The organism is Candidatus Paceibacterota bacterium, from assembly GCA_035452965.1.
GTDB lineage: Bacteria > Verrucomicrobiota > Verrucomicrobiia > Limisphaerales > UBA8199 > UBA8199.
On sequence record DAOTCE010000001.1, the window covers coordinates 38,414 to 62,870 of the forward strand.

A 24,457-nucleotide genomic window follows, 5' to 3' on the forward strand; every position below is an offset into this window, starting at 1 on the left:
GATGATGGCAGCCTGTAAACCGCGAATCTACGCAACGAAAGGAGCACAATTATGCCAAAACTGATCTGCGCGCTCTTAATCTGTGCCGTCTCGCTATCCCTCGCCGGTTGCTGCGCCACTCGCCATTGCGAGGAGGCAGGTCAGGCGGTCGCCAAGTACCATTTCCGCCCGGCCTCTGTCCGCGCCGCCCTCACGGGCCAGGCCCCGTCGCAGCCCGCGGATATCCTGGTCCTCTCGGGCGGCGGTTCGCATGGGGCCTGGGGTGCGGGCGTGCTGCGCGGTTGGCGGGACCACGCCGACCAGGCCCGGCCCCGGAAGTTCCAGGTCGTGACCGGTGTCAGCACCGGCGCCCTGCTCGCCACTCACGCCTTCCTGGGCGAGCCTGGCGATGACGACCTGCTCGAGGAGGCTTACACCACCGTGAAAACCAGGGATATCTACGGGCTCAAGCTCCTGCCGTTTGCCCTCCTTTCCAACTCTCTCAAGAGCTCCGCTCCGCTGAAGCACCGCATCTCCCGCCACATCACCGCCGAGACGCTTCAGCGTGTCGCCCGGATCGGGCGCGGGGAGCAGCGCCGCCTTTATGCCGGCACCGTCAACTACGACACCGGCAAGCTCGTCATCTGGGACCTCACGGCGATTGCCATGGACGACACGAATCCCGACCGCCTGGAACTCTACCGGCAGGTCGTCCTGGCCTCCGCCTCGATCCCCATCCTCGTTCCCCCGGTGAAAATTGATGGCAACCTCTACGCCGACGGCGGCGCCCGGGCCCAACTGTTCTTCGAGTCCGGCCTGTTGCCCAACCTGCGCGAAGTCGCCCGCACCAATCTCACCCTCTACGTCATCGTGAACGGCAAGCTGGGTTTGGAGGCCAACTGTGTGAGCAACTGCCTGAAGGAACTGACCCTGCGGACGCTCGACATGCTCCTCGACGCCAACGGCATCGGCAATCTCTACCACATTAAGTATGAGCTGGACCGCATCGGGTTCGGCCGGTTCCGCCTCGCGCGCATCCCGCGTGAATTTCCCGTCACCAGCTCGGCGGTGTTTGAGCCGGAGGCCATGCGGCAGCTCTACGACGAAGGCGTCCGCTTCGGCCGGCAGGGAAAGTGGGAACGCCAGATCCCCGAGGTAGACCTGCGGCCCTGGCTCTAACGGGGGAGGATTCACCGCTTCACCTGCCTGCCCTCAACGCGACCTTGAAGACCCCTGCTTGACTGCGACAGGCCCGGACGTACCCTTCCCGGGATGAAGACCAGCCCGAGTGAGCGCAAGGCGGAGGCCCCGGAGAATCCTCCGGCGGCGCCGGCTGATCGCATCAGCCTGGACGACGGGCTCGACGTATGGCTGCTGGAGGAGAGCCTGGCCAAAACACCTTGGGAACGGATGCTGGCCAATGACGACGCGTTGCGTTTCGCCGATTCGCTCCGCTCCGCCATGAGGAAACGGAATGCAGAACCTCAGCGAACTAACACGCTGCCTCGTTGAGGCCAGGGTCGAGTTCGTCTTGATCGGAGGATTTGCCGCGGCGGCGCACGGTGCCACACTGGTCACGCGTGACGTGGACATCTGCTGCCGCTTCAACGAGCCGAACCTCCTGCGCCTCCAAAAGGCGCTGGCGGGACTGCGCCCGGTGCATCGTTCGCGGCCGGATTTACCGCTCGCGCTCACCCCCGGCCAGTGCGCCGCCCTCAAGAACCTCTATCTGAATACCGACCTGGGGCGGGTGGATTGCCTCAGCGAGGTCCTCGGCGTCGGCGACTTTGAGTCCGTCCTGGCGCACAGTGTCGAGCTGGCCTTGCCGTTTGGCAGTTGCCGGATACTCGACCTCGAGACCTTGATCCGTGCCAAGGAAGCCATGAATCGTGACCACGACCGGCTCACCGTAAGCCAACTCAGAGAAATCCAACGCCGCCAATAGAACCGCAACGTCCGCTCCGGTCCTCTGTTCGTCGCTTCGCGCCTTGGTTGTTCCTCTGCCCGCCCTCCCATCCGACACGTCAGCTATCTACAGGTCCCGAACCAACTCCCGCGCCCGGACGCCCAACGCCCGGGCAATCTTCACCAGCGAATCCACCGAGGGCGACTCCTTCCCCCGCTCCACGCGGCTGATGAAGACCGTCGAGAGGTCGGCTTTCTCCGCCAGTTTCTCCTGGCTCAAACGCCTCTTCCTGCGCTTGGCGCGAATCGCCTCGCCCAGGAGGCGGCGGTGCTGCTCGATACCTGGCATGGCCAGTCTAAGAAGCAGGAAGCTCCCAATGCCGCCATGTCGTTAACGACCAATTATCACAAACTTTCTGCTTGCGCTTTCCCGTGGAGGAGTCATACTCAGCCCAGCATCCGGCTCCCGGTTGGGAGTCAGAGCGCCAGAAGTATGCTAGACCCTATGCAACATCTGCCTGGGCTGAAAGGCGTTGGGAGCGCCACGTTCCTGACCGCCGTTCTGCAGTTTTGTCTCTCAACCACCGCCGGCGCTGCCACGCTCTACGTGGACCTCAACAACCCCGACCCCGTTCCCCCCTACACGAACTGGGTCACCGCCGCCACCAATATTCAGGATGCCGTGGATGCCGCGGTTGACGGAGACCTGGTCTTGGTCACCAACGGCGTCTATCAGGCTGGGGGGCGGGACGTTTATGGGATGAGCAACCGCGTAGCCGTGACAAGACCGGTAACCGTCAGGAGCGTCAACGGGCCGGCGGTGACCTGTATCGCCGGTTACCAAGTGCCTGGAACGACCAACGGCCCCGAGGCGGTGCGGTGTGTCCATTTGACCAACGGGGCGGTGCTGGCGGGATTCACACTGACCAACGGGGCTACGCAAGTCTCGGGCGACACCCGCACGAACCGCTCGGGCGGCGGAGTCTGGTGCGAGTCCGCGAGCGCCGTCGTATCCAACTGTGCGCTGGTGGGCAATTCGTGTTCATGGGCTGGCGGCGGGGCCTGCCAAGGCACACTTGACACCTGCACGCTCGCGTCCAATGCGGCCACCTTCGGCGGCGCGGCTTATTCTGCCACGCTCAACAATTGCGTACTAAGTAGCAATTGGGCTGCTGACAGCGGCGGCGGGGCTATCCAAGGAACCCTCAACAACTGCACCTTGGCAAATAACACTGCCGGCTACGGCGGCGGGGCTCGTGTTGCCACCCTCAACAATTGCACGCTCACCGCTAACTCGGCTAGCTACGGCGGCGGCGCTTACGAAGGCACGCTGAACAATTGCACGCTGGTTGGCAATCTGGCAACCCTCAGCGCAGCAGTTGACCGGGCCACAGTCAACAACAGCATCATCTATTATAACACCGCGCCAAGCGGCAATCACAGCGGAGGCACCTTGAATTACTGCTGCACCACCCCTCTGCCCGGCGGGACTGGTAACTTCACCGGCGAGCCCCAACTCTCCAGCGTGTCGCACCTGAGCGCTGATTCGCCATGCCGAGGGGCAGGCAGCGCAACTTATGCGAGCGGGCGTGACATTGACGGGGAACCGTGGGCTGATCCGCCGTCGCTCGGATGCGACGAGTTCTGGAGCGGGGCGGTGACAGGTGCCTTAACCACTGCCATCGTAGCCGCCTACACGAATGTAGCGGTAGGTTTCAGCGTGGATTTTCAGGCTATGATTGGTGGCCGGGCAGACGCGTCCAGTTGGGATTTTGGCAGTGGGCTCGTCATTAGCAACCGGCCTTATGCATCGCACGCGTGGACAGCCCCAGGCGATTTTCCCGTGGTGCTGAGGGCTTACAATGAAAGTTATCCGGCCGGAGTGGCGGCCACAGTTGCCGTTCATGTGGCGAGCCAGCCCATACATTATGTGGCCCTCGAGAGCGCCTCGCCTGAGCCGCCATACACTTCCTGGGCCAAGGCGGCGACCAATATCCAAGATGCCGTGGACGCCTCGTCGGTTCCCGGGGCGCTGGTGTTGGTTAGCAATGGTGTGTACCAAACCGGAGCGCGGGAAGTGTATGGGATGAGCAACCGTCTAGCCGTCACCAAGCCCGTGACGGTCCAGAGCGCGAACGGGCCGGGCGCGACAATCATACGCGGACGCGGCCCGACTGGCACAACCGCGGTGCGGTGTGTGTATTTGACCAATGGGGCGCTGCTGACGGGATTCACGCTGACTAACGGCGCTACCCGAAACAATGGTAATTCCTACAGGCAGCACTGCGGCGGGGGCGTCTGGTGCGAGCCTGTCGGCGCGGGCGTATCTAACTGCGTGCTGGTCGGCAACTCGGCGTATTACTACGGCGGCGGGGCTTGTGCCGCCACCCTTAACAACTGCATCCTGACGAATAACTCCGCCGCCACATCTGCAGGCGGAGCATGGTGGTCCACGCTCAACAACTGCACTCTCGCGAGGAATTCCGCGTCCGAGGGAGGCGGCGGGGCTATGAACGGCACGCTCAACAACTGCACGCTGACCGGCAACACGGCTTCCGGTTACACTCGGGGAGGGGGCGGAGCATGGTCTTGCAGCCTCAGCAATTGCACGTTGGCTTCGAATGTGGCTTCTGGTTCCTACGGCGCAGGCGGCGGGGCTTGGTGGTCTACGCTCAACAACTGTAAGCTATCCAACAATAGTGCTGCCTACACCGGCGGCGGGGCCAACGGGAGTACGCTTACTAACTGCACACTGGTGCTCAATGTAGCCAAAGGTCCGCCTGGGCCTGGCCAGGGTGGCGGTGCTTACGGCGGCGCCCTCTACAACTGCACGCTCGCGTTCAATACGGCCGACTTAGGTGGTGGGGCGATGTACAGCACGCTCAACAACTGCATCGTTTATCATAATTATGCGCTTAGCAACTACCTGTGGGGCACCCTGAACTACTGTTGCACGACGCCCCTCCCCGGAAGTGGAACCGGCAATTTCACCAATGCGCCTCAGTTTGTGAACCCATCGAGCGCCAACGTCCGTTTGCAGCCCAACTCACCTTGTATCAACGCGGGCAATAATGCTTATGTCGAGGGAAGCGCGGACCTGGATGGAAATCCGCGCATTGTGGGCGGCATGGTGGATGTCGGCGCCTATGAATTCCAATCCCCCACCTCAGCTCTTCCTTACTACTGGCTTCAGACCTATGGACTGCCGACTGACGGATCTGCGGACTTTGCGGACACAGACAACGATTACCACAACAACTGGCAGGAGTGGCTGGCGGGCACTGTCCCAACCAACGCGGCCTCCGTGCTGCTCCTAGCCGCGCCGGCGACCGGCGCTGGGGGCGCGACGCTTACCTGGCTCAGCGTGACCGACCGCATCTACTACGTCGAACGCGCTACCGACCTGGCCTCAGCCCCGGCGTTCTCGCTGCTGCGCTCCAACATCCCCGGCCTGCCCGGCACCACCAGCTTCACCGACACCAACCCACCCACCGCCCCCGTCTTCTTCTACCGCGTTGGAATCCAACAGTGAGACGCGCGGGCTAATTCAGCACGTGGGGCCGCTCGCGGTAGCTCTTTAGGATCAGCTCGCCGAACATCGTGTTGGCGGCCGGGAACCAGGGGCGGGTGAACTGGGCGGGATCGTCCTTGTGGAAGGCCTCGTGCATGAATCCAGTGCCGGCGTGGGTCTTTTGCAGGGCGAGCAGGCACTGGCGAACCTCCTGGTCGTCGGTGCTGGTAAGCCCTTGCGCCAGCAGGGCCAGCGGCCAGATCATGTCCCGGCCCACGCGCGGCCCGCCCGGTCCGGAGGCGGCCTTGCCGGCGCAGTAGTACGGGTTGGAGTCAGACAGAATGAACCGCCGCGTGTTGAGATAGAGCGGGCTGCCGGGAGCGACGACATCGAAATACGGCAGCGACAGCAAGCTGGGCACGGCGCCGTCGTCCATGCAGTAGTAATTGCCGTAGCCGTCAATCTCGTAAGGCAGGATCCGCCCGTGCTTCTCGTGGATCACCACGGCCTGGTCGCGCAGCGCGCGCTCGACTTCGTCAGCCAGCGCCTGGCATTGCCCGGCCGATTCGGAATCGTGATGGACCTGGGTGAGCAGCTCCGCCGCCTGGCGCAGGCTCCCCACGGCGAGGAAGTTCGACGGCACGATGAACGGAAACAGTGCGGCATCGTCGCCGGGGCGGAACATGGAGTAGATCAGCCCCATGGGTTTGGCGCGGCGCCCCAAGCCGTCGCCGGCCAGGGTGTCGCCCTGGACTTCCGTGCGGCGTTGGAAGCGGTAGGGGCCTGGGCCGGTTTTGCGCTGCTGTTCGCGGAAGGTGCGCAGGGTTCGCAAGACGGAGTCGCGCCACGCGTCGTCGAGGGGGGCGCGGTCTTTGGCGGCCTTCCAGTAATGGTAGGCGAGCCGGATGGGGTAGCAGAGGGAATCGAGCGCCCATTTGCGCTCGTAAACGCCGGGGCGCATCTCGGTGAGGTCGTTCTTCCAGGGGCTGGCCGTGGCATCGTCCTTGCAGAAAGTGTTGGCGTAGGGATCCTTGCGAATGCAGCGGGTCTGGCGGTTGATGACCCCGGCGATCAACTGCTGCAAGGTGGAATCGTTGTGCATGAGCGGCAGGTAAGGCCAGACCTGTGCAGTGCTGTCGCGCAGGGACATCGCGTCAGTGTCGCCGGTGACCACGAAGGTATCGGGCCGGCCATCCGCGAGCTGGAGGTCCACCGTCGTGTCCAGCGCGTTGGGAAAGCAATTCTCGAACATCCAGGCCAGTTCCTTGTTGCCAATGCGGGCCTTGATGGTTTCGATGGTCCGCTCGACCGCGCGGCTCTTGAATCTCCGTTTGGCTTCGGCCGCACGAACCGCCGGGAACCCCGCCTCCGCCGGAAGGCTCGGCGCCCCCAGCGCCACACCCGAGGCGAACAACGCGCCACGTGTCAGGAATTCTCTGCGGTTCATGGCTTCAAGCACTTGACGGCTGCGGTCAGGTTAAGCGCGCGGGGGACACCGTCCAGCGAATTCTATCCTTGTCGCCTCCCTCCCGCCCGCCATCCTCGGATCATGCAGCGGCATGACTTCTTGATTCTCCATTCCCCTCTCCGCCTTTTCACACTGGCCACCTTTCTCGCCCTGCCAGTACCCGCCTCTGCCGCCGATGCGCTCCTCCGCAACAGCGGATTCGAGATCCAGTTCGCCGACTGGACCCGCTGGGGCCAGAACGCCAACCTCATCACCCTCGATACCAACGCCCCCCGCTCCGGCGCTTGCGCCGCTCGCATTCAGCACGGGCACAACGCCCTTTACTTCAATTGCCCCCTTACTCCCGGCCAGGCCTATGAGCTCCGCTTCGATTACCGCCTTGTTGGTGAGAACCCCGCCGGCCAGGTCGCGCTGAACTTCGCCAAATCCGGCGGCGGCCTCCGCAGCGCCGGCGTGCGGATCCTCAAGCTCGCTCCTCCCAACGGCCCCAACCCCGCCGTCTGGACCAGCTTCGGCGAGGTCTTCCTCCCCACCGCCGTCACCGCCTCCGGCCAGATCGCCTTCTCTGCCGGAACTGCCTCGACTCTCTGGCTCGACAACGTCTCGCTGCGGCCCGTTGCCCGCCCCGCAGGCCTGGCTGAACCCGCGCTGCCTTGGGACGGACTCAAACGCCGCACCGCCAAACCCCTATTCAAGGAACTGCTGACCGATCGGCCCGGCGGCTACACTGTCACCTCCTGGGCCCACGACCTGAACCCGAAAGACAAGCAGGGCTACAAATCCCCTGAGCTTGAGGACGCCGCCGTCCGCCAGCGGGAGATCCTCGCCGTCTATCAGCAAAGCGCCGAAGCCGGCATGGGCTACATGGACCTGCCCGGCCACCTCAACTCTGCCGAGCCCTGGCGCACGCCCGCGTTCCACCGCGAGCAATTCCGCCAATACGGGGTCCGCTACGACGTCTGGAGCGAAGGCGGCGGTTCCACCGGCGCCGCGCTCAAGCAAGGCGCAGAGCTGCTTAACCCCGCCGCCAAGGCCCTTGGCCGCAGCCCCTCCGTTTCCATCGTGGACCCCGCCTACGTCCAGGCCCAGGCCGTCATCCTCCGCCAGCTCGCCGCCCAGCTCCGCGGCGAACCCTTCGTAGGCTATTACTACGGCAAGGACGAACCCTCCGTCCACCTCCCCGAAGGCGCGCCCGACCGCTGGGGCGCTTATGGCCGCGCCATGGCCAGCGATGTCCTCACCAACTACGGCTTCGGCCGTTTCGCCGCCCCGCGCCCCGACGACAAGTCCTTCCAGCAGGACCCCGACAGGCCCCTCCGCTGGCTCGCCTACAACCGCTGGATGAACGACCGCTTCATCGCCACCCGCGCCCAGCTTGCACGCGTCCTGCATGAGGCCGATCCGGCTGCCCGTTACAGCCCCGCCAATTATTGGTTCATGAGCGGCTTCCAGCCCTACGACTTCTCCCGCCTAGCCGCCTTCAGCGACCTCATGGAATGCGACCCCTACGCCAGCTCCGGCGAACGCGAGCCCGGCCGCGGCGTTTTCAACCACGGCTTCGGCGCCAAGTTCATGTCCGACCTCACCGGCAAACCCGTCCGCATCGTCGCCCAGGCCTTCCACTACGCCGGCTACGAGATGACCCCCGACGACCTCCGCGAATGGCTCAGCCAGGCCCTCCGCTGCGGCGCTTCCGCCATCACCTATTACACCATGGACAGCCCCCGCTGGACCGACCCACCCCGCTGGCAGATGATGCTCCACCTCTCCCGCACCATCACCCGCATGAACCGCGTCGCTCTCCCTGCCGACCCGGACACCGCTGTCCTGTACACCCTCCACACCCACATGAGCCACGGCGCTCACACCACCGGCGACCAGCTTTACGCCGCCCACGCCCTCCTCGGCGAACTCGCCGGCTCCTGGTTCCAATTCGTCTCTGACGCCCAGCTCGAACGCGGCGAACGCGCACTCGCACCCTACAAGGCCGTCTATCTTCCCCTCGCCAAGTACATGACGCCGCAAGCCGCGAAGCTCATCGAAGACTACGTCCGCTTGGGCGGCACCCTCATCTGCGGCGACGCCGACGCCTTCACCTCCGACCTCGCCGGCAACGACACCTCATCCACCCGCGACCGCATCCTCGGCATCAAAACGCTGCCGGCTAAACCCGCCCTCGCCGCCTCCGATCGCATCATCCTCAAGTCCGCTCATTGGGGCTTGCCCGCCGGCACGGCGTTAACTCTCTTCCCCATCAAACTTACCGACGCTCCCGCCGTCCCCAGTGCCCGTGCCATCGCCCCGACCGACCCCGACGCCACCGTCCTCGCCACCTACCCCGACGGCTCTCCCGCCCTCGTCACCCGCAAGCACGGCAAGGGAAACGTCTTCACCTTCGCCGCCAACCCCTTTGCCCCCCAGGTCACCCTCGGCGTCACACCCTGGTCCACTGTTTTCAAAGGAATCCAGCAATCCCTCGGCTGCAAAGTGGACCTCCCCATCCGGCGTTTCCTCCTCCCCCCACCTGCCCCATAGGAGGCTCCGGCCGCGGGGCGCGCACCCACTACCCTGGAAATCCCCACGAGCAGGTTGGAAAGTGGGGGTTATTTTCCCCCAGTGATACCTGTCAATAATCACCGCCATTGCCGGTAACATCGAGCGGCAGTTTGGCCGCCAGAACCATAATCCCTCAGTCTGGCAGGGCACTTTCGCCGAAAGCGCCACCGTTTGGCCGCCTCGCCGAGGCGGCCCCACCCAAAACGAAGGTCTTACCCGGAACCGGCTAGATCCCTATGAGAAGCTTGCGATTCCCCGGTGTGTATCCCATGGGGGTCGGCCCCCATGGGATACACACCGGGGTCCCTCAATGGTCTAACCGGGGTCACACCGCACAATGGGAATGAGGGCACCAGCTATAAGTGTCACATTGACAGGGTGTTTAAGGAAGCGGGTCGCCGGGTGACCTGGCAAGAGCCGGGCGGGAGGAGGACGGCAGGCTGGTCTTCGGTGTTGCCCTCTGGAAGGGCCGTTCCGTAGGCTGGGGGTTTATGATGCCAGAGCGTGTCCGCTTGTGTTGGGTCGCCGGGGTATTGGTTTGCACCGCGAGCCTCCTGGCGGCGGATGCCGCAGCCCCGGAGGAGCCGCCGCCGTCGGCCACAGTCACTGTTCGGCCGGAGGACAACGGGGAGGCCCTTGTCAATCCCGACATGGGCTGGACGATGCATTTCTACTCCAATACTCCCGAGAATTACGGGTCGAAGCTGGAGCCGTCCGATACGCTGGAGGATTTCCCCGGGCTTTCGACGGTTTATCTGCGGGTGCCGTGGGCGTTTCTGGAGCCCGAGGAAGGCAAGTTCAACTGGGCGTTGTTCGACACGCCGGCGCAGCGGTGGATTGCCAAAGGCAAGCGTGTCGCGCTGCGCGTGACTTGCTCGGAGAACTGGCTCGCGCTGGCGACGCCCGAGTGGGTCCGCAAAGCGGGCGCCAAAGGTCACTCGTATGAGTTTGGCAAGGGCCGCAGTGAAAAGGGCCGGACGTGGGACCCGGACTTTGGCGACCCGATCTTTCTCCAGAAGCTGGACCGGTTCCTGGCCGCGCTGGCGGCACGGTATGACGGCAACCCGAACGTCGCGTTTGTTGACATCGGCTCCTACGGGCTCTGGGGCGAGGGGCACACTTTCATGAGCAGCCAGGTTCCGGAGGCCGAGGCGCTGGAGCTGGTGAAGAAGCACATTGACCTGCACGTGAAGCACTTCCGGAAGACGCTGCTGTGCATCAGCGACGACATCGCCGGGCACGACAAACCGGGCCGGCATTTCCCCGAGACCGATTACGCCCTTTCCAAGGGAGTAACGCTGCGCGATGACAGCATCCTGGTGCAGCCGCCGCCGCGGTCGTGGTATCACGCCGAGCTGGCGCAGGAGTTCTGGCCGCGGTGGCCGGTGATCCTGGAGCACGAGCATTACGGCGGCTCCAAGGCCCGTGGCGCCTGGGGCGATGGCCGCCTGCTGCTGAAAGCGGTGGAAGACTACCACGCCAGCTACCTGTCCATTCACTGGTGGCCGCGGGAGTTGCTGGGGGAGAACCGCCAGCTCATTGACCGAATCAACCTGCGGCTGGGCTACCGGCTGCATTTGCGCGAGATGTCCTGGCCGAAAGAGGTGATCATCGGCCAGCCGTTCACCCTGCGGAGCCTTTGGGCCAACGCGGGAGTCGCCCCCTGCTACCCGGGCGGGTTTATGGCGGTAACGCTCAAAGATGCCAAGGGTGGCATCGTCGCTGTGCTGGTTGACGAGGGATTTGACGTGCGCGGCCTGAAGCCCGGCCCGGCAGACCAGATCCCGGCAACCGAACGGAAGGCGGAGTTCATCGTGGGACGGGTGGCGCCGGTCACACCGCCCGGAGACTGCTCGGTCCACGTCTCCGTCGGGCTGCGGGATGGCACCCCCAAATTCGCGCTGCCGCTGGCGGCCGATGATGGGCAGCACCGTTACAAGCTGGGACAGTTGGTGCTGCGCCGGAAAGACGGTTGAAGCAACGGCGTGGAACGGAGTGACCGGCAGAACGCCCCTGCTGCGTCATTCGTGGCGGAGGGCTTCGATCGGGTCGAGGTTCGCGGCGGCTTTCGCCGGGTAAAGTCCAAAGATGATCCCGACCGCGCCGGAGATGCTGAAGGCCAGCAGGACCGACCAGAGGGTTACGATGGTCTTCATGGTGGTGAGGTGCGACACCAGGATGGGGGTGATGATGCCGACCGCCACACCAATCAGCCCGCCGCCAACGGCCAGCACAACGGTTTCAACCAGGAACTGCATGGTGATGTCGGCTTTCTTGGCGCCCAGGGCGCGGCGAATGCCGATCTCGCGGGTTCGTTCGGTCACGGTGGCCAGCATGATGTTCATGATGCCGATGCCGCCCACCAGCAGGGAGATGGCGGCAATCGAGCCCAGCACGATGTTGAAGATGCGCTTGGTCTGCTCGGCCTGCCGGAGCAACTGAAGCGGGACGATGATTTCATAATCGTTCTGATCATGGAATCGGTTCAGCATCGTCTTGATCTGGGGGTCGGCGGTTTCCACGGAGGGAAGGTCGCGCATTTGGACCGTGACCTGATGGAGCTGAACTTCTTCCGCTTCAAAACTGCCCGCCGAGCGCCGGATGAGAATCTCGCCAAACCGGGTGCGCGAGGTGCTCAAGGGGATGTAGACATTGTTGTCGAGCGGCTGGCCTTCCATTTTACCGGCCTGGCTGCGTTGTTCCGGCTGGCTGCGCTCCTGCATAATGCCGACGACCTGATAATAAAAGGTGTTGATCTTTATCGCATGGTTGAGCGGGTCCTGGTACGGGAAAAGGCGGCGGGCCATGCCGGTGGTGATAACGCAGACGTTTTCCATGTGCTCTTCGTCATAGTGCGCCAGGAACCGCCCGCGCACGAGCGACGCGCCGGCCACCTCGGGATAGAACGGCAGCGTGCCGATGATCTGGCAGGGAATCTCATTGCGCTGAAAGCGCACGTTCTCGCGGATGATGCGCATGGGCAGGACGCGCGCGACCCCGGGAATGGTGCCCAGCAGGCGGGCGGCGTCCTCGTAGGTGAGGCCGTACTTGAGCTGGAAGCCGCGCCCGCCGCCCGCCTGCTGGCGGGCCTGCTCGGGCGGTTTGAGGCTCCGGATCAGGATATTATTGCTGCCCAGCCGCTTAATGGCCTCCTGCGCCTCGTAGGACGCCCCCTCCCCGATCGCCAGCATGGCAATCACCGAGCAGACGCCGAAGATGATGCCGAGCATCGTCAGCGCCGAGCGCAGCTTGTGCAGCTTCAAAGTCTTGAAGCCAAGCCGGACGGTGATGATGAATTGATAGGGAATCATGGCCTCAACTGACGGAGCCCGCGGCCAATGAAGGCTCCCGCACCAAGTCCTGGTCAATTCTCCCGTCCTTCATGCGGACGACCCGGTGAGCCCGCTGCGCGACCTTGTCGTCGTGCGTGACCAGGATGATGGTCTTGCCGGACTGGTTCAGCCGGGTGATCAGGTCCAGCACTTCGGTGCCGGTCCTGGAATCAAGGTTGCCGGTGGGCTCGTCGGCCAGGATCATCAACGGGTCATTGACCAACGAGCGGGCGATGGCAACGCGCTGCTGCTGGCCCCCCGATAACTGGCTGGGCCGGTGCGTGAGCCGGTCGCCGAGGCCCACCATCTTCGCCAGTTCAACGCACCGATCGTGCGAGGCCTTGAGGTCCTGTCCCCGGTAAAAGAGAGGCACCTGGATATTCTCGAGCACAGTTAATTGCGCGATGAGGTTGTAGGACTGGAAGATGAACCCGATGCGGCGGCCCCGGACTTCCGAGAGGGCGTCGTCGCTCATGCGCGACACATCCTCAGCGCCCAGAAAATACCGCCCCGCCGTCGGCCGGTCCAGGCAGCCGAGGATGTTCAGCATCGTGGATTTGCCGGAGCCGGACGGCCCCATAATGGCCACGAAGGACCCCGCGTTGATCGTCAGATTCACCTTGTCGAGGGCGCGCACGATGTTCTCCTCGCTTAGCACGTAGGTCTTCTCCAGCGCCTCGATGCGGATAATGGTTCCATTGGCGAGCCCGGCAACTGCCGACGAGGCCCGGCCGGATTGAGATCGGCCCACGGAGATCATAGGGTGCGGGGCGGGTAAGAACTCATCGCCTGAACCGGTCAGGACGCGGGTGTCCGCGGGCGTGGTGCCGCTTCGCCGCCCGTGTCCCCAGCCGCGCCGGAGCCGCGAGTTCCCGGCCCTTTGCCTTGACCTCCCCGTCCGCGGCCCAGCCCCTCGCGCATGGCGGCCAGCTCGTCCTCGTCCAGTTTGCCATCGCCGTTCTTGTCGAATTGTTTCAGCGCCTCTTCCCGGTTCAGTCGCGGGCGTGTATTGGTCCGGGCGCCCCCCGGCTCGCCCCCGAGCCGCGCTGCCACAGCCGCGCGCATCGCTTCGCGCTCCGTGTCGTCCAGTTTGCCATCGCCGTCCTTGTCGAACTGCCTCAGCATTTCTTGCGGATTGACGCTGGCGCGCCGGCGGGAATCCTCGCCCTTGGCATCACTGTTCGCGGCTGCGACCGGTCCGCCGGGAGAGGTTCGTGGAGTGTCCGGCCCCGGCGTCGCCCGCGGCGGAGTGTTAGTCGCCGCACTCGCCTTTTCGTCTTCGGCCAAGACGCCTCCCTCCAGGTCCTTCTCTCGGATCTCGAACGGAGGCGAAAGCAGGACCCGGTCGCCCGGGTTCAGGCCTTTGGTGATCTCGATGTACTTCGTGTTGAACATTCCCACCTCGACCGGGCGCGGCTCGGACTGGTGACCTTTCACGACGTAAGCCACCGGGTTGCCTTTATGGGTGGCAATGGCCTGGATGGGCACGGAGAGGGCGTCGGCGATGTTCGTGACGATGATTTCGGCTTTAGCGGAGACGCCAGGCTTCACGTTCGGCACGGTGTCGATCAGGTAGATTTCGGTGTTATAGACCTTCAGGTTTGGGTTGCCCCAGCGCGATTGGGTGTCCGGCAGCGGGGCGACCTTTTCCACGACTCCGCGGAAACGCTCGTCCGGCATCGAGTCGAGCATGATGAACGCCGGGAGCCCGGGGCGAATCATGTTGACGTGGGACTCGTGGACTTTGATGACAACCTTCATGCGGGAAAGGTCCGGCAGCTTAATGAGCTCCTGCCGGTTGCGAACGACGGCGCCGCCTTCGACCAACGATTCACTGCTGAAATGGCTGTCGCTGACCTGGTAAACCACCAATCCATCCTGGGGCGCGCGGATGGTGGTGGCCGCCAGGTTCTTCCGGTCGCGCTCGAGCTTCTGCTCGCTCAGCGCCAGCGTGTTGGATTGGGTGATGAGGTCGGCGGCGTATTGGGCCATCTTGCGCGCGTTCTGGTTCACAACCCGCTCCAGTTCCTGCTCGGCCTGCAGCACCTGCGCCCGGTAAGTCTCAAGCTGTTTGACCTCGTCAAATTTCCGGAGCATCCAGATGCTGTTGCTGGCCACGATCAACGCGTTGGCGGAGTTGAGCACCGTCAAACGGTCTCCGTCCACCTTCTGTTTGGTCTCGTATCCTTTGGCGGCCAGGTTGGTGGAATTGCGGTAAGTGTCGGTGTTGACGACCAACTGGGCCTGGGCTTGCACGAGCTTGTTGCTGGCCTCGACCAGATCCACCAGGCGCTGGCCCTGCTCGTACTTCTCAAGGTCAATCCGGGCCAGTTTAAGTTTGAGTTGCGCCGCCAGGTATTCGCTGTTGGTGGCGCTCTTCTGTATCTCCAACTGGGCCAGCGCCTGCTCCACGGCGAACTTGGCTTTTTCGTAGTTGATCTCCTGCAGATTGACCTGGTCCTGCGCCGTAGCGGAGTCCAGTTCGATCAGGAGATCGCCTTTCTTGACATAGCTGCCCTCGGGCACAATGGAGATGATGCGCGCAGTGCCTTCCACCTCGCTGCGAATGATGATTTCGCTGACGGCTGAGAGCGTGCCTCCCTCCACCACGGAGACGGTGAAATCCCCGCGCTTGACCTCGTGATAGGCCGTGGCCTCGCCCGCGGGTTTGGCGGGCCACAGCCAGAGGACAACCAGCGCCAGCAGCGCAAGGCCGGCAATCCCGGAAAGCACCGGATGGCGCCGCATGGGGGCGGGCAGTTTGTCGAGAAGAATGTTGGCGTTCATGAAGTCGGCTCTAGGAAGTCTTCGGGCGGTAAAACGTGATCATCCGGCATCCGTAACAGCGGCGCGCTGCGTTGGGCAGGGGTCAGTTGCTCGCGCAACGGGTCGAGCAGCCAGAACTTGTCCGGCCTGGTATCAATGACGCCGACATTGAGCAGCAAATTCATGCGCGCCGTGAGATACTGGGCGTAAATTGTGGCGAGGTTGTTCTGCGCCTGGATCAACCCGTCCTGCGCCTCGCGGACATCGCGGACGGTCGCGCGCCCGGCTTCCATCAGCATGACGTTGTTCTCGACCCGGCGCTGGGCCACTTTCAGCGAGTCCACAGCGCTCAGATGGTTGAGCCGGGCTTGCTCCACGGTCCGCAGCCCGCGATCTATGCGATCCCTGAAGTTATCCAGGGTCAGGCTCAGGGAGCGCAGCTCCGACTCGAAGGAAACCAGGGTGGCGCGGTAGTTGTTGCGCTCGGGCAGGCGGTCCACCGGCAAGTTGATGCGCACGCCGGCGGTGTATTCCACCTTGTCCGGATCGAAGTTCGTGTAATCGTCCGGCGCCTCGGAGCTGAGCGATGCGTTCGCAAAGAAGTTCACGTCGGCCCGCAACTGGTCGGCGGCAACGCGCACCTTGCGCTTGCTGTCCTCGAACTGGTCGATGGCGTTAAGGACATCCATCTGCTTCTGGACGCAAATCTCGAACGCGGCCTGGCGGTCAATATCCACGGAGATCAGCCCCGCCCCGATCAACTCCTCCAGGTCTTTGTCTTCCAGAAACAAGCGCGACGCCAGCGGGATGCCCAGCCGGAGCTTGAAAGTGTCCAGGGAGGTCAGATACGACGCCAGCGAATCAATGTAATCCGTTTTCGCGGTCAGCTCGGCCGTGCGCGCGTCATCGGCGTTGCTCATGCGCTCGCGGTCCACCGCCCGGGCCTGCAGGTACTTGGTGGTCTCGACGCGGTTGGTGTAGTTGCGGTAGTTGTTGCGGACAATGTCCTTTTGGGTGAGCAGCGCGAAATAGGCGCTGACCGTATTTACCGCGAACTCCTGTTGATAGCGGCTGTAGGTGCGGATGGCATAAACCACGTCCCGTTCGGCCTGCGTGAGTCTCTCCACGTCCGGGTTGTTGATGCCAAAGCCGCGCAGCAGCGGTTGGGTCAGATCCACCGAAAGCGTGTTAATGGCCGAATTCCTGGCCTCAACCGTGTCCGGTTTTCCCGCGAAATAGCGCACCAGGTCGTTGGCCAGCGCCATCGTTAGCGTGCCGCCGGTCTTGAGCAGTTGGCTGACTCCAACCTGGCTTGCGACAGAACCGCGGTCCGGGCCATCCGGACTGCCGGCGATTTGGGGCGTGGTGTGGGCGAAGAACTGCGGGCTGAACGCGTAACGCTGGCCCGTCAGCGACAAGGCCGTGAGGTAGAGCTGCTCCTTCTGGGTCTGGTATTCGCGGCTGTTCTCCACAGCCAGGTCCAGAGCCTGGTCGAGGTTCACGACAAAGCGATTGCTCGCCGAGCGGTCATCCAGGATCTCCGCGGGCGGTATGGTCTTGGGGTCCCGCCCGGAAAACCGGGTGTCTATCGAGAATTCGTTTGTGTGGCCAAATACCCGCCGCTCCATCTGCTGGACGATGGCGTAGGTTTCCTTGTCCGCGGATTTGTGATAGTGCCGGGCGGAGCACCCGGCGAGCAGCAGGCCGACAAGGGCGATGCCAGGCCCCATTGCCGCGTGGGGGCAGTTGCCCCAGGTCAGCACTCTTCTGCCAATGCGCGCGGAAAGGCGCGTCTGCGCCTCGCTGTGCGGGCGTTGCTCTGGAGCCTGCAGGGCTCTCAATTGTGCCTTAGACCCCATCTTGAGCTTCTATTGGCGGGAGTATAACCGAGAGAAATGGCTGCCTACAAGGAAGTACTGCCGGGCGGCAGCCTCATCCCCTGTTTCTACCGCCGTCGCGGCGGTCGAGAGTGGGGGGCTTGGCGGGTGCGGAACGCCGGCATCCGCCTACTTGATTTCACGCCGCGCCAATACGGCCCCGCCGGTGATGCCGGCGCTGTCGCCCAGCTTCGAGGCGACAATGTCCACGTTTTTCATCGTGCCGGGCATGGCGTAGTCCTGCGCGGTCTCCACGATCACACTCATCATCTCGTCGGCCAGCGCCTCCATAACGCCCCCGCCCAGCACCACAACCTCCGGGCTGAAGATGTTCACCAGGTTAGCCACGCCGATCCCGATATACTCGGCGGCGCCCTCCACGACTTTATCCACGAATTTGTCCCCCCGCCGAATGGCCTTGCGCAGGTCGCCGCTGCGCAGGTCGTCCAGGTCGTCGCCCAGCATGTCGGTGAGGAGAGTCTTCTGGCCGTCTTTGATGCCCGCCTTGATTTGCTGGAAGATGGCGGTGCGGCTGGCCAGCGCTTCGAAGCAGCCCTTGTTGCCGCAGCCGCATTTGGGGCCGTCCACATCCAGCACCATGTGCCCGATCTCCCCCGCGGTATGATTGAAGCCGGCGTAGAGGTCGCCGTTGATGATAACACCGCCGCCGATGCCGGTGCCGACAAAGATGCCGATGAGGCTCTTGGGCTTGCCTTTGAGCTCGGCCACGTGCACGCCCAGGGCGGCGATGTTGCAGTCGTTCTCCACAAACACCGGCACGCCGAGTTGCTTCTCAAGTTGCTTTTTGAGCGCCACATCCTTCCAGCCCTCCATGTTGGGGGCGAAGATGACTCTGCCCTCGGAGAAATCCACCGCTCCGGGAGCGCCAATGCCGACCCCGGCCACCTGCTTGAGCGTCAGGTCGGATTCGTCCACCGCGTCCTGGACGCAGCGGGCGACCCGTTCAATGACCGCATCCACGCCGCGCTGGGACTTGGTGCTGAGCTTCGAGGTCCCAATGCACTCCAGCGAATGCTTGAACACGCCCGCGAGAATCTTGGTCCCGCCCAGGTCAACGCCAATGAAGTATTCCGCTTTGCCGCCTGCTTCAGCCATAGATGTATTGCTCCTATTTGCCGGCCAGCACGCCGCTGATCTTCTTGCGCAGCTCGGCATTAATTGTCTCCGCGGCGCGCATGCCATCCACGATGGTGAAGCCGTAGGAAGTCTGGAGATTGCGGAAGGTCTTCTCCATCGCCGTCTGGTATTTCATGAAACTGTCGAACATGTCCCGCGATAATCCCAGGTCCATGCCGCTTTCCCAGTAATCCAGGGACGCGTTCTTGGCAAAAGTGCGCTGGACCAGCTCTTCCGGCGGGACGTTGAGGTAGAACACCGCATCGGGTTCCACCGCCAGGCCGTAGAGGTTTCTCAACCAGGCTTCGTCCATGCCGCGGACCATGTCACGCGCCATCAACGTGTAGATATAGCGGTCGGCCAGCACGATGAACCCGGCTTTCAGCGCCGGCAGAATGATGTTCTCGAGCTGGTCCGCGAAATCGGTCGCATAGAACAGGCTGAGCGTGGTTCGGCTCAGGATGTTGCCCTCCTGGGCCTGCTCCAACTCCTCGCTCACCAGGGTGGACCGCTTCAGCCCCACCTGCACGGTGGCATGGCCGCTGCCCTCGAGCCATTCAACCAGCATTTCGATTTGGGTCGAGCGACCGGAGCCATCGGCGCCCTCGACGACGATGAGCTTGCCCGCCAATTGGTCCAGGTCCACGCCCGGAATCCCGTGCCCATAGAAGCGCCGGTCCGTGCGGCGCGGAACGACAATGTGGTTCCTGGCAACGCTTTTCATTGGACGGACTCCGCCTCCCGAACCTTCTTGCGAGGCTCCGCCGGCGCCGGCGAGGCCGGCTGTTCCGCGCGGTGGAAGCTGGCCAGGTCGAGCCGCTTGGTCACCAATTCGCGCACCACGGCCTGCTGCTTTTCCACCACCTGGTTGGCGTCCACCACCAGGAAACCGAATTCGGTGCTCATGGCCAGATACTCTTCCAGGATGCGGCCCTGGAAGATGCGGAAACTCTCGTAGGGGTCAGCGGACAGGCGCAGGTCCATGCCCGCCTCGAAATACTTCAACTGCGGCCGGCCATCCAGGATGCGCCTCAGCGAGACTTCCAGGTCGGACTTGAAGAAGAAGGTCAGGTCGGGCAGCGCGGCGAAGCTGTAGAGGCCCCGCACCCATTCCGGCGGACAGCCGCGGACCACGTCGCGCCCGAAGGCGGTGAAGATGTAGCGGTCGCACAAGACGAGGTAGCCGGCGCGCAAGAGCGGCACCAGGTGCCGCTCGTAGCGGTCGGCGAAGTCCGTCGCGTGGATCAGGCTGAACGTTGTGGGGGTCAGCAACTCGCGCTTCTTGCCCTTGCTCGTGGCGGACTTGACCAGCTCCGAGGAGTTCCACTCGCTGAAGTACACCTTGAGATCCTGCAACTGGAGCCAGCGCTTCAGCAGGTAGATCTGGGTTGATTTCCCCGAGCCGTCAAGCCCCTCCACCGCAATCAACCGGCCGGGAAAATTGAGTTCGGCAAACGTTTTCATTGCGACTGCCCCCGCAAGCTAAACCCGCCCCCGCCGAATACAACTGTTTTCTCCGGAGGACACACAGCCGCTGGCTGAATGACTTGAACCGGCATCCTGCTTCGCCGGGGCAGAACCCGGCTGCTACTGCGGCACCAGCTTCTTGAACTCGGGTGACTGGCGCAGCATCCCGAAGCGCTCCTCTTTCCTGGCATTGTCAAGCAAGTCGCGCGCTTTGGGGTCGGTCTTGAGCCGCTGGGCGCTCAAATTGAGGGCCTGCTTGAGGGCGGATAACGCCTCCGGTGCCTTGCCGAGACCGGCTTTCAGGACCGCCAGATCGTACCAGGCCTCGGGGTTTGTGGGCATGAGCTTGGTCAGCCGATCCAGGGCCGCCTCGAGCTTGGGCACGCTTTGCAGGGCGGCATAAGCCTGGGCGATGCTCAGCACTGCGTTGGCATCGAGCTTCGGATCACTGAACGCCTGGTCCAGCGCTTGCATCGCCGCCTGGGGCTTCTGCAAATGCCGGTAGCCCTCGGCGAGACCGACTGTGGCCTGAGCATTGGCCGGGTTGGAGCGCACCAGGGCCTGCAGCTTTTCCACCGTCTTCTCCAGGCCGGAACGGTAGCCGAAGCTGTTGTAGGCCTGGATCAGGCCGCGCATTGCGCTCGAGTCGGCCTGGGGGTAGTTAAGCACCCTGTCCAGGGCCTCAATCGCACGATTGGTTTGCTGCATCTGGAGGTAGGCGCCGGCGAGGTCAAAAGCCGCCTGGAAGTTCGACGGATTCTTGTGCACCTGATCCTCCAGCTGCTGGAAGGCGGCCTGGGCCTGTTCGATCCCCACGCTGGACTTCTTGTAGGAGCTGATGTTGTCCACCAGCACACGGACCTGGCCATTGTAGGGATCGAGCTTCAGGCAGGTTTCCGCGACCAGGAGCGCGTCATCGAAACGCCGGTGTTGCAGCAGCAATTGGCAGTAGCGGAAGACCGCTTCCGGACTGTAGGGACAGAACGCAAAGGCCTGGCGGAAGGCAAAATCGGCCTCCTTGAGCACCCGCTGGTACTCCTCCGGGGTTTTGGGCCGGTATTCGGGTTTGCAGACCAGCGGGTCCGGATTAAGGCGCCAGGCGTAGATGCCGCCGATGGAACTGCGCAGCTTGGAGAAGGACTTCTGGGCATCGTCATCGTGGATAAACTTGCGGTCGCCGGTGAACCCATTGAGGTCGCGGCGCAGGTAGGTCTTCTCAATCCAATCGGTGATTTGCTTGACCGGGGTGTCGTAGTCAATGATGTCGCCGGTCAACCGCTTGGAGAACTGCTTCCAGAACTGGTGATCCCGCTGGAAGATGTCCTCTGTCAAGGAAGACAGCGGCTGGCGGTTGATCTTCATGATGATCCCAAAGGGCGTCAGGTGCGGATACATCCAATCCAGCGGAAAGCTCTCCTCCACAAAGAACTCGTTCTTGGGGTTGTGATCGAACATCACTTTGGTCAGCAGGCCATTGATATTCATCACCGCGACCTGGCCGGAGACCTGCACCCGGTTGTCAATGATCTTCACGTCCTCCCCCGGCTTCAACTGACCCGCCTGCATGCGGCGCTGGGCATCGGCCATGTATTCCTGAAAGCACTGTTGGGAGTCGGCGGGAGTAGCGATGTAGATTTCGCGATCCGGGTACACGCCGCCTTTGCTGCGGGCGATTTCCTTCGGATAAGCCGCTTCCAGCAGCAGCCGATTGAGCCGGATGCGCGTCCAGCTTTGCGGATTCTCTTTAATGAAGTCGGTCAGATACTCCGACAGCGCAAGGTGCTTGAACCGCTCGGGCTCGTAAAGCGGCCCGGTCTTCGAAAGCTCCGCCAGCTCGGACGCGAGTTTTTCCTGCCTGCGGCGGAGGCTTTCGGAAGTGCTGCCGTCGGCAATCTCCTGATCCACGGCATCCTTCTCCCGTTTCTTGGCGTCGTAGCGCTGCTTGATCTTGAGCTCGCGCTCGAGCAGCCCGTTCAGGTCTTTGGCCAGATTGCGGCGCAAAGCGGCCTGGTTGGCGGGATTGGCGAGCAGCTGTCGCGTGCGGTCGCTCAGGTTGTCGTGGAGGTATTTGGAGAGGGCGTTCTGCTGCGGACCGGGCCGGAGCTTCGCGGCAAGAGCCGGCACATCGGTGAAGTGCTCGTCGAGGAACCACGAGGTGTAGGTGCGGCGGCGTTTCTCTACGCGCGCGCCCAGGGCGGTGAAGAAGCGATCGAGAGGCGCCACAGCCCGGGCCAGCACGTTCGTCTCATACTCCTTGTCCTTGAAGACCATGCGGAGCAGTTCCTTAAAGAAGGGGGTATCAAGCGGATACTGCGCGCTGCGGTTGTAATGCGCGCGGATGTACATGAGGTAGGTGCCATCGGCCAGGGCGTTCTGGGTGATGATGTAAACATCGCGGCGGTCGAATTTCTGGTCCTCCTTGGGCTGGCAATGGTGCGGGGTGAAGCTCTCGCAGAAGATGATGTAGGTCGGGCAGAAACGGCCGGGGTCAGTGCCGCCGTAAAGCACGGCGTCTTTGGTCATCTCCGGGTAAAGCGGTTTGCCGTCGGCGCCCTTGAACGGCGGGGTGAACATGTCATGGCCGAACCAGTAGCCGAACCAGTGGTTGCGCTGATCGCTGGCGTACCAATGGTCGAGGACGGAATAGACGGGCATCGAGAGGAATATCCCCAGCGTCACGAGCAGCGGACCCCGCTGGCGATAGACGAGGAGCGCCAGCACGAACGCCAGCGTAATGGCCACGAGCAGGAGGTTGGCGAACACGGGCAGGCCGTATTGATTTGGGGCAAAGGCCTTGGCGATCCAGTGCGGCAGCTCCGTCAGTTTGACGACGCCGGCGGGGCCGAAGTAGTGTTTACCGGTCGAATCCCAGAGGCAGAAGAGGGCCAGCACCACGCCCACTCCGCCCCCGGCCAGGCCCCAAAGCCGGAACTTCTGGTAATGGGTGGCCATGAACGCGGCGGTCAGCGCCAGACCGTAACCAATCAAGCACGCCACAATCGTATGTGAGGAGCACAGGAAGACCTTGATGAGGTCGGCCGAGGCCTTGTCGGGGGTTGGGTTGAGCAGCATCATCAACAACGCCCCCAGGCAGATATACATGCCGGTGAGGGCGATGATCCACGCGCGCTCGCGCTTCTGCATCTTGAAGAAGAACAGGAATGGCACCAGGCCGATGAACATGTACACCCAGGTGAACTCATCGGCGACGCCCTCCACCAGCATGCCCAACTGGCTGACGAACCGGCCCGGCTCGGCGATCAGGTTCGTCGGGTTGGGTTGTTCATACTGGCCGCGGCTGATCGCGTGGAAGAACCCCTCGACGGTGCGCGGGTAGCCCCACTGCATCGGCGGATTCGTCATGCCCGACAGCGCCATATACAGATAGAACGAGACCCCCACCATCCAGAGCCCGGCCATGATTAACACAGGCTTCCAGCAGGTGCCCAGGCCCTTGGTCCGGACGGCCAGCCAGATGCTGACGACCAGCGAGCCAATGCCGATGGCGTTGAAGAGGAACAGCAGGCCGGGCTTGGCCCCGATGTTGTGGAACATGTGGTCCCCGGTGAACACCAGCAGCAGGCAGTCAGCGAGGTAAACGATGAAGTTGCCCAGGAACGCATCCCGGCCCAGCCGGGGGTTGCCGGCGGCAATGGCGATCTCGATGCCCAGTGCGGCGACAATCAGGCTTTGGTGCAAGGTGATGCAAAGCCCGAACAAGAAGGCGGCCCAGTAGGCGTAGCGCAACTGGTGGGGCGCGTAAATCCACCGCAGCAGGCAGACCAACACCGCCAGGTACCACGGCACGCTGGTCACCGCAATGCGGTTGACGACGCACGACTCCTTCCACATGAATCCATCCAGGCCCAGGAGCAGTCCGGCCGATATCGCCGAGATCAGGCAGATGGCGCTCTCCCACCGGCCGGTCATTCCTTTGAGTTCCTCGATGCCCTCCATGAGCATGCTGCTGCCCCGCGAAACCAGCAGGGCGAGCAGGCCGCAGGCCACTGCCCCCGAGAAGGCCTGCCCCACCGACACGCGCCAGGCCATGTTGCCGATGGGCAGCAGCGTGGTCCAGAGCCAGCTATAGATTGACCAAACCGGGTAGCCGGGCGGATGCGGAATGCCGGCATAGAAAGCCCCCGTCACCAGTTCTCCGGAATCCTCCAGCGTCAACTCAGGCGCCAGGGTGATCAGATAGACCGTCCAGACCACCCCCAGGGTGATCGCCAGCGCCAGCCAGTCGATGGTCCGGAACAGCGGCGGCACCGGTCCCGGCGCGGGAGCGGGCGGGGGCTTGGGCAGCTTGCGTCCCTCGCGCTCCGCGGACTTTGGTTTCATCATAAGCAGTGTCTACTTCCACTGACACCATACCCGGCCGGATTTGTGCATAGCCAGCCGAATTTTTCGCCGTTCGCGTGCATGGACCTTTGCGGGTATTGTCTTGCTGGCCGCAGCC

16 protein-coding genes are annotated in these 24,457 nt (G+C 63.3%); 6 read left to right on the forward strand and 10 right to left on the reverse strand.

Annotated features, from left to right (window positions below; translation table 11 throughout):
* The first annotated feature begins 51 nt into the window (after positions 1 to 51).
* From P5205_00115 to P5205_00125, 3 genes are all read left to right on the forward strand, one after another.
* Complete coding sequence (locus P5205_00115; GenBank protein ID HSA08755.1) at positions 52 to 1,158, forward strand: patatin-like phospholipase family protein; 1,107 nt, start codon at positions 52 to 54, stop codon at positions 1,156 to 1,158.
* Positions 1,159 to 1,251: 93 nt separating this feature from the next.
* Positions 1,252 to 1,491: a hypothetical protein gene (locus P5205_00120; protein HSA08756.1), complete on the forward strand. Its 240-nt coding sequence runs from the start codon at positions 1,252 to 1,254 to the stop codon at positions 1,489 to 1,491.
* Positions 1,454 to 1,924 (forward strand): nucleotidyltransferase, encoded by a 471-nt coding sequence (locus tag P5205_00125; GenBank protein ID HSA08757.1) that lies wholly within the window; start codon positions 1,454 to 1,456, stop codon positions 1,922 to 1,924. Before P5205_00120 ends, P5205_00125 begins: the two co-directional genes overlap by 38 nt.
* A gap of 87 nt (positions 1,925 to 2,011) precedes the next feature.
* On the opposite strand, the gene P5205_00130 is transcribed toward P5205_00125, so the two are convergent.
* Positions 2,012 to 2,233, reverse strand: a complete 222-nt coding sequence (locus P5205_00130; protein HSA08758.1) for a helix-turn-helix transcriptional regulator — start codon at positions 2,231 to 2,233, stop codon at positions 2,012 to 2,014.
* 156 nt (positions 2,234 to 2,389) lie between these two features.
* On the opposite strand from P5205_00130, the gene P5205_00135 reads away from it, so the two are divergent.
* Positions 2,390 to 5,416 carry a choice-of-anchor Q domain-containing protein gene (locus P5205_00135; GenBank protein HSA08759.1) on the forward strand — a complete coding sequence of 1,009 codons (3,027 nt, stop codon included), beginning with the start codon at positions 2,390 to 2,392 and terminating at the stop codon, positions 5,414 to 5,416.
* Positions 5,417 to 5,426: 10 nt separating this feature from the next.
* Here P5205_00135 and P5205_00140 read toward each other — a convergent pair whose 3' ends face one another.
* Positions 5,427 to 6,842 carry a glycoside hydrolase family 125 protein gene (locus P5205_00140; GenBank protein ID HSA08760.1) on the reverse strand — a complete coding sequence of 472 codons (1,416 nt, stop codon included), beginning with the start codon at positions 6,840 to 6,842 and terminating at the stop codon, positions 5,427 to 5,429.
* A gap of 102 nt (positions 6,843 to 6,944) precedes the next feature.
* Between P5205_00140 and P5205_00145 the strand changes: the two genes are divergently transcribed.
* Complete coding sequence (locus tag P5205_00145; protein ID HSA08761.1) at positions 6,945 to 9,398, forward strand: hypothetical protein; 2,454 nt, start codon at positions 6,945 to 6,947, stop codon at positions 9,396 to 9,398.
* Positions 9,399 to 9,910: 512 nt separating this feature from the next.
* Complete coding sequence (locus P5205_00150; protein HSA08762.1) at positions 9,911 to 11,395, forward strand: DUF4832 domain-containing protein; 1,485 nt, start codon at positions 9,911 to 9,913, stop codon at positions 11,393 to 11,395.
* A gap of 45 nt (positions 11,396 to 11,440) precedes the next feature.
* On the opposite strand, the gene P5205_00155 is transcribed toward P5205_00150, so the two are convergent.
* The 8 genes from P5205_00155 to P5205_00190 form a co-directional block, all read right to left on the reverse strand.
* A complete protein-coding gene (locus P5205_00155; GenBank protein ID HSA08763.1) occupies positions 11,441 to 12,730 on the reverse strand; it encodes an ABC transporter permease in 1,290 nt (429 codons plus the stop codon).
* 4 nt (positions 12,731 to 12,734) lie between these two features.
* A complete protein-coding gene (locus P5205_00160; protein HSA08764.1) occupies positions 12,735 to 13,511 on the reverse strand; it encodes an ABC transporter ATP-binding protein in 777 nt (258 codons plus the stop codon).
* Positions 13,512 to 13,549: 38 nt separating this feature from the next.
* Complete coding sequence (locus P5205_00165) at positions 13,550 to 15,538, reverse strand: efflux RND transporter periplasmic adaptor subunit (protein HSA08765.1); 1,989 nt, start codon at positions 15,536 to 15,538, stop codon at positions 13,550 to 13,552.
* Positions 15,535 to 17,358, reverse strand: a complete 1,824-nt coding sequence (locus tag P5205_00170) for a TolC family protein (protein HSA08766.1) — start codon at positions 17,356 to 17,358, stop codon at positions 15,535 to 15,537. The genes P5205_00165 and P5205_00170 overlap by 4 nt, the downstream gene beginning before the upstream one ends.
* A 165-nt stretch (positions 17,359 to 17,523) precedes the next feature.
* Positions 17,524 to 18,510, reverse strand: a complete 987-nt coding sequence (locus P5205_00175; protein ID HSA08767.1) for an ROK family protein — start codon at positions 18,508 to 18,510, stop codon at positions 17,524 to 17,526.
* 13 nt (positions 18,511 to 18,523) lie between these two features.
* Positions 18,524 to 19,255 (reverse strand): dTMP kinase, encoded by a 732-nt coding sequence (gene tmk, locus P5205_00180; protein ID HSA08768.1) that lies wholly within the window; start codon positions 19,253 to 19,255, stop codon positions 18,524 to 18,526.
* Positions 19,252 to 19,995 (reverse strand): thymidylate kinase, encoded by a 744-nt coding sequence (locus tag P5205_00185; protein ID HSA08769.1) that lies wholly within the window; start codon positions 19,993 to 19,995, stop codon positions 19,252 to 19,254. The genes tmk and P5205_00185 overlap by 4 nt, the downstream gene beginning before the upstream one ends.
* A gap of 123 nt (positions 19,996 to 20,118) precedes the next feature.
* A complete protein-coding gene (locus P5205_00190) occupies positions 20,119 to 24,342 on the reverse strand; it encodes a DUF2723 domain-containing protein (protein HSA08770.1) in 4,224 nt (1,407 codons plus the stop codon).
* Between the last annotated feature and the right edge of the window lie 115 nt (positions 24,343 to 24,457).

What these genes read in the sequence shown, in the direction of transcription:
- P5205_00185 (HSA08769.1), bottom strand. Translation starts at nt 19,995, where the DNA reads ATGAAAACGTTTGCCGAACTCAATTTTCCCGGCCGGTTGATTGCGGTG.
- P5205_00160 (HSA08764.1), bottom strand. Translation starts at nt 13,511, where the DNA reads ATGATCTCCGTGGGCCGATCTCAATCCGGCCGGGCCTCGTCGGCAGTT.
- P5205_00145 (HSA08761.1), top strand. Translation starts at nt 6,945, where the DNA reads ATGCAGCGGCATGACTTCTTGATTCTCCATTCCCCTCTCCGCCTTTTC.
- P5205_00115 (HSA08755.1), top strand. Translation starts at nt 52, where the DNA reads ATGCCAAAACTGATCTGCGCGCTCTTAATCTGTGCCGTCTCGCTATCC.
- P5205_00140 (HSA08760.1), bottom strand. Translation starts at nt 6,842, where the DNA reads ATGAACCGCAGAGAATTCCTGACACGTGGCGCGTTGTTCGCCTCGGGT.
- P5205_00120 (HSA08756.1), top strand. Translation starts at nt 1,252, where the DNA reads ATGAAGACCAGCCCGAGTGAGCGCAAGGCGGAGGCCCCGGAGAATCCT.
- P5205_00190 (HSA08770.1), bottom strand. Translation starts at nt 24,342, where the DNA reads ATGATGAAACCAAAGTCCGCGGAGCGCGAGGGACGCAAGCTGCCCAAG.
- P5205_00130 (HSA08758.1), bottom strand. Translation starts at nt 2,233, where the DNA reads ATGCCAGGTATCGAGCAGCACCGCCGCCTCCTGGGCGAGGCGATTCGC.
- P5205_00175 (HSA08767.1), bottom strand. Translation starts at nt 18,510, where the DNA reads ATGGCTGAAGCAGGCGGCAAAGCGGAATACTTCATTGGCGTTGACCTG.
- P5205_00125 (HSA08757.1), top strand. Translation starts at nt 1,454, where the DNA reads ATGCAGAACCTCAGCGAACTAACACGCTGCCTCGTTGAGGCCAGGGTC.
- P5205_00165 (HSA08765.1), bottom strand. Translation starts at nt 15,538, where the DNA reads ATGAACGCCAACATTCTTCTCGACAAACTGCCCGCCCCCATGCGGCGC.
- tmk (HSA08768.1), bottom strand. Translation starts at nt 19,255, where the DNA reads ATGAAAAGCGTTGCCAGGAACCACATTGTCGTTCCGCGCCGCACGGAC.
- P5205_00155 (HSA08763.1), bottom strand. Translation starts at nt 12,730, where the DNA reads ATGATTCCCTATCAATTCATCATCACCGTCCGGCTTGGCTTCAAGACT.
- P5205_00150 (HSA08762.1), top strand. Translation starts at nt 9,911, where the DNA reads ATGATGCCAGAGCGTGTCCGCTTGTGTTGGGTCGCCGGGGTATTGGTT.
- P5205_00135 (HSA08759.1), top strand. Translation starts at nt 2,390, where the DNA reads ATGCAACATCTGCCTGGGCTGAAAGGCGTTGGGAGCGCCACGTTCCTG.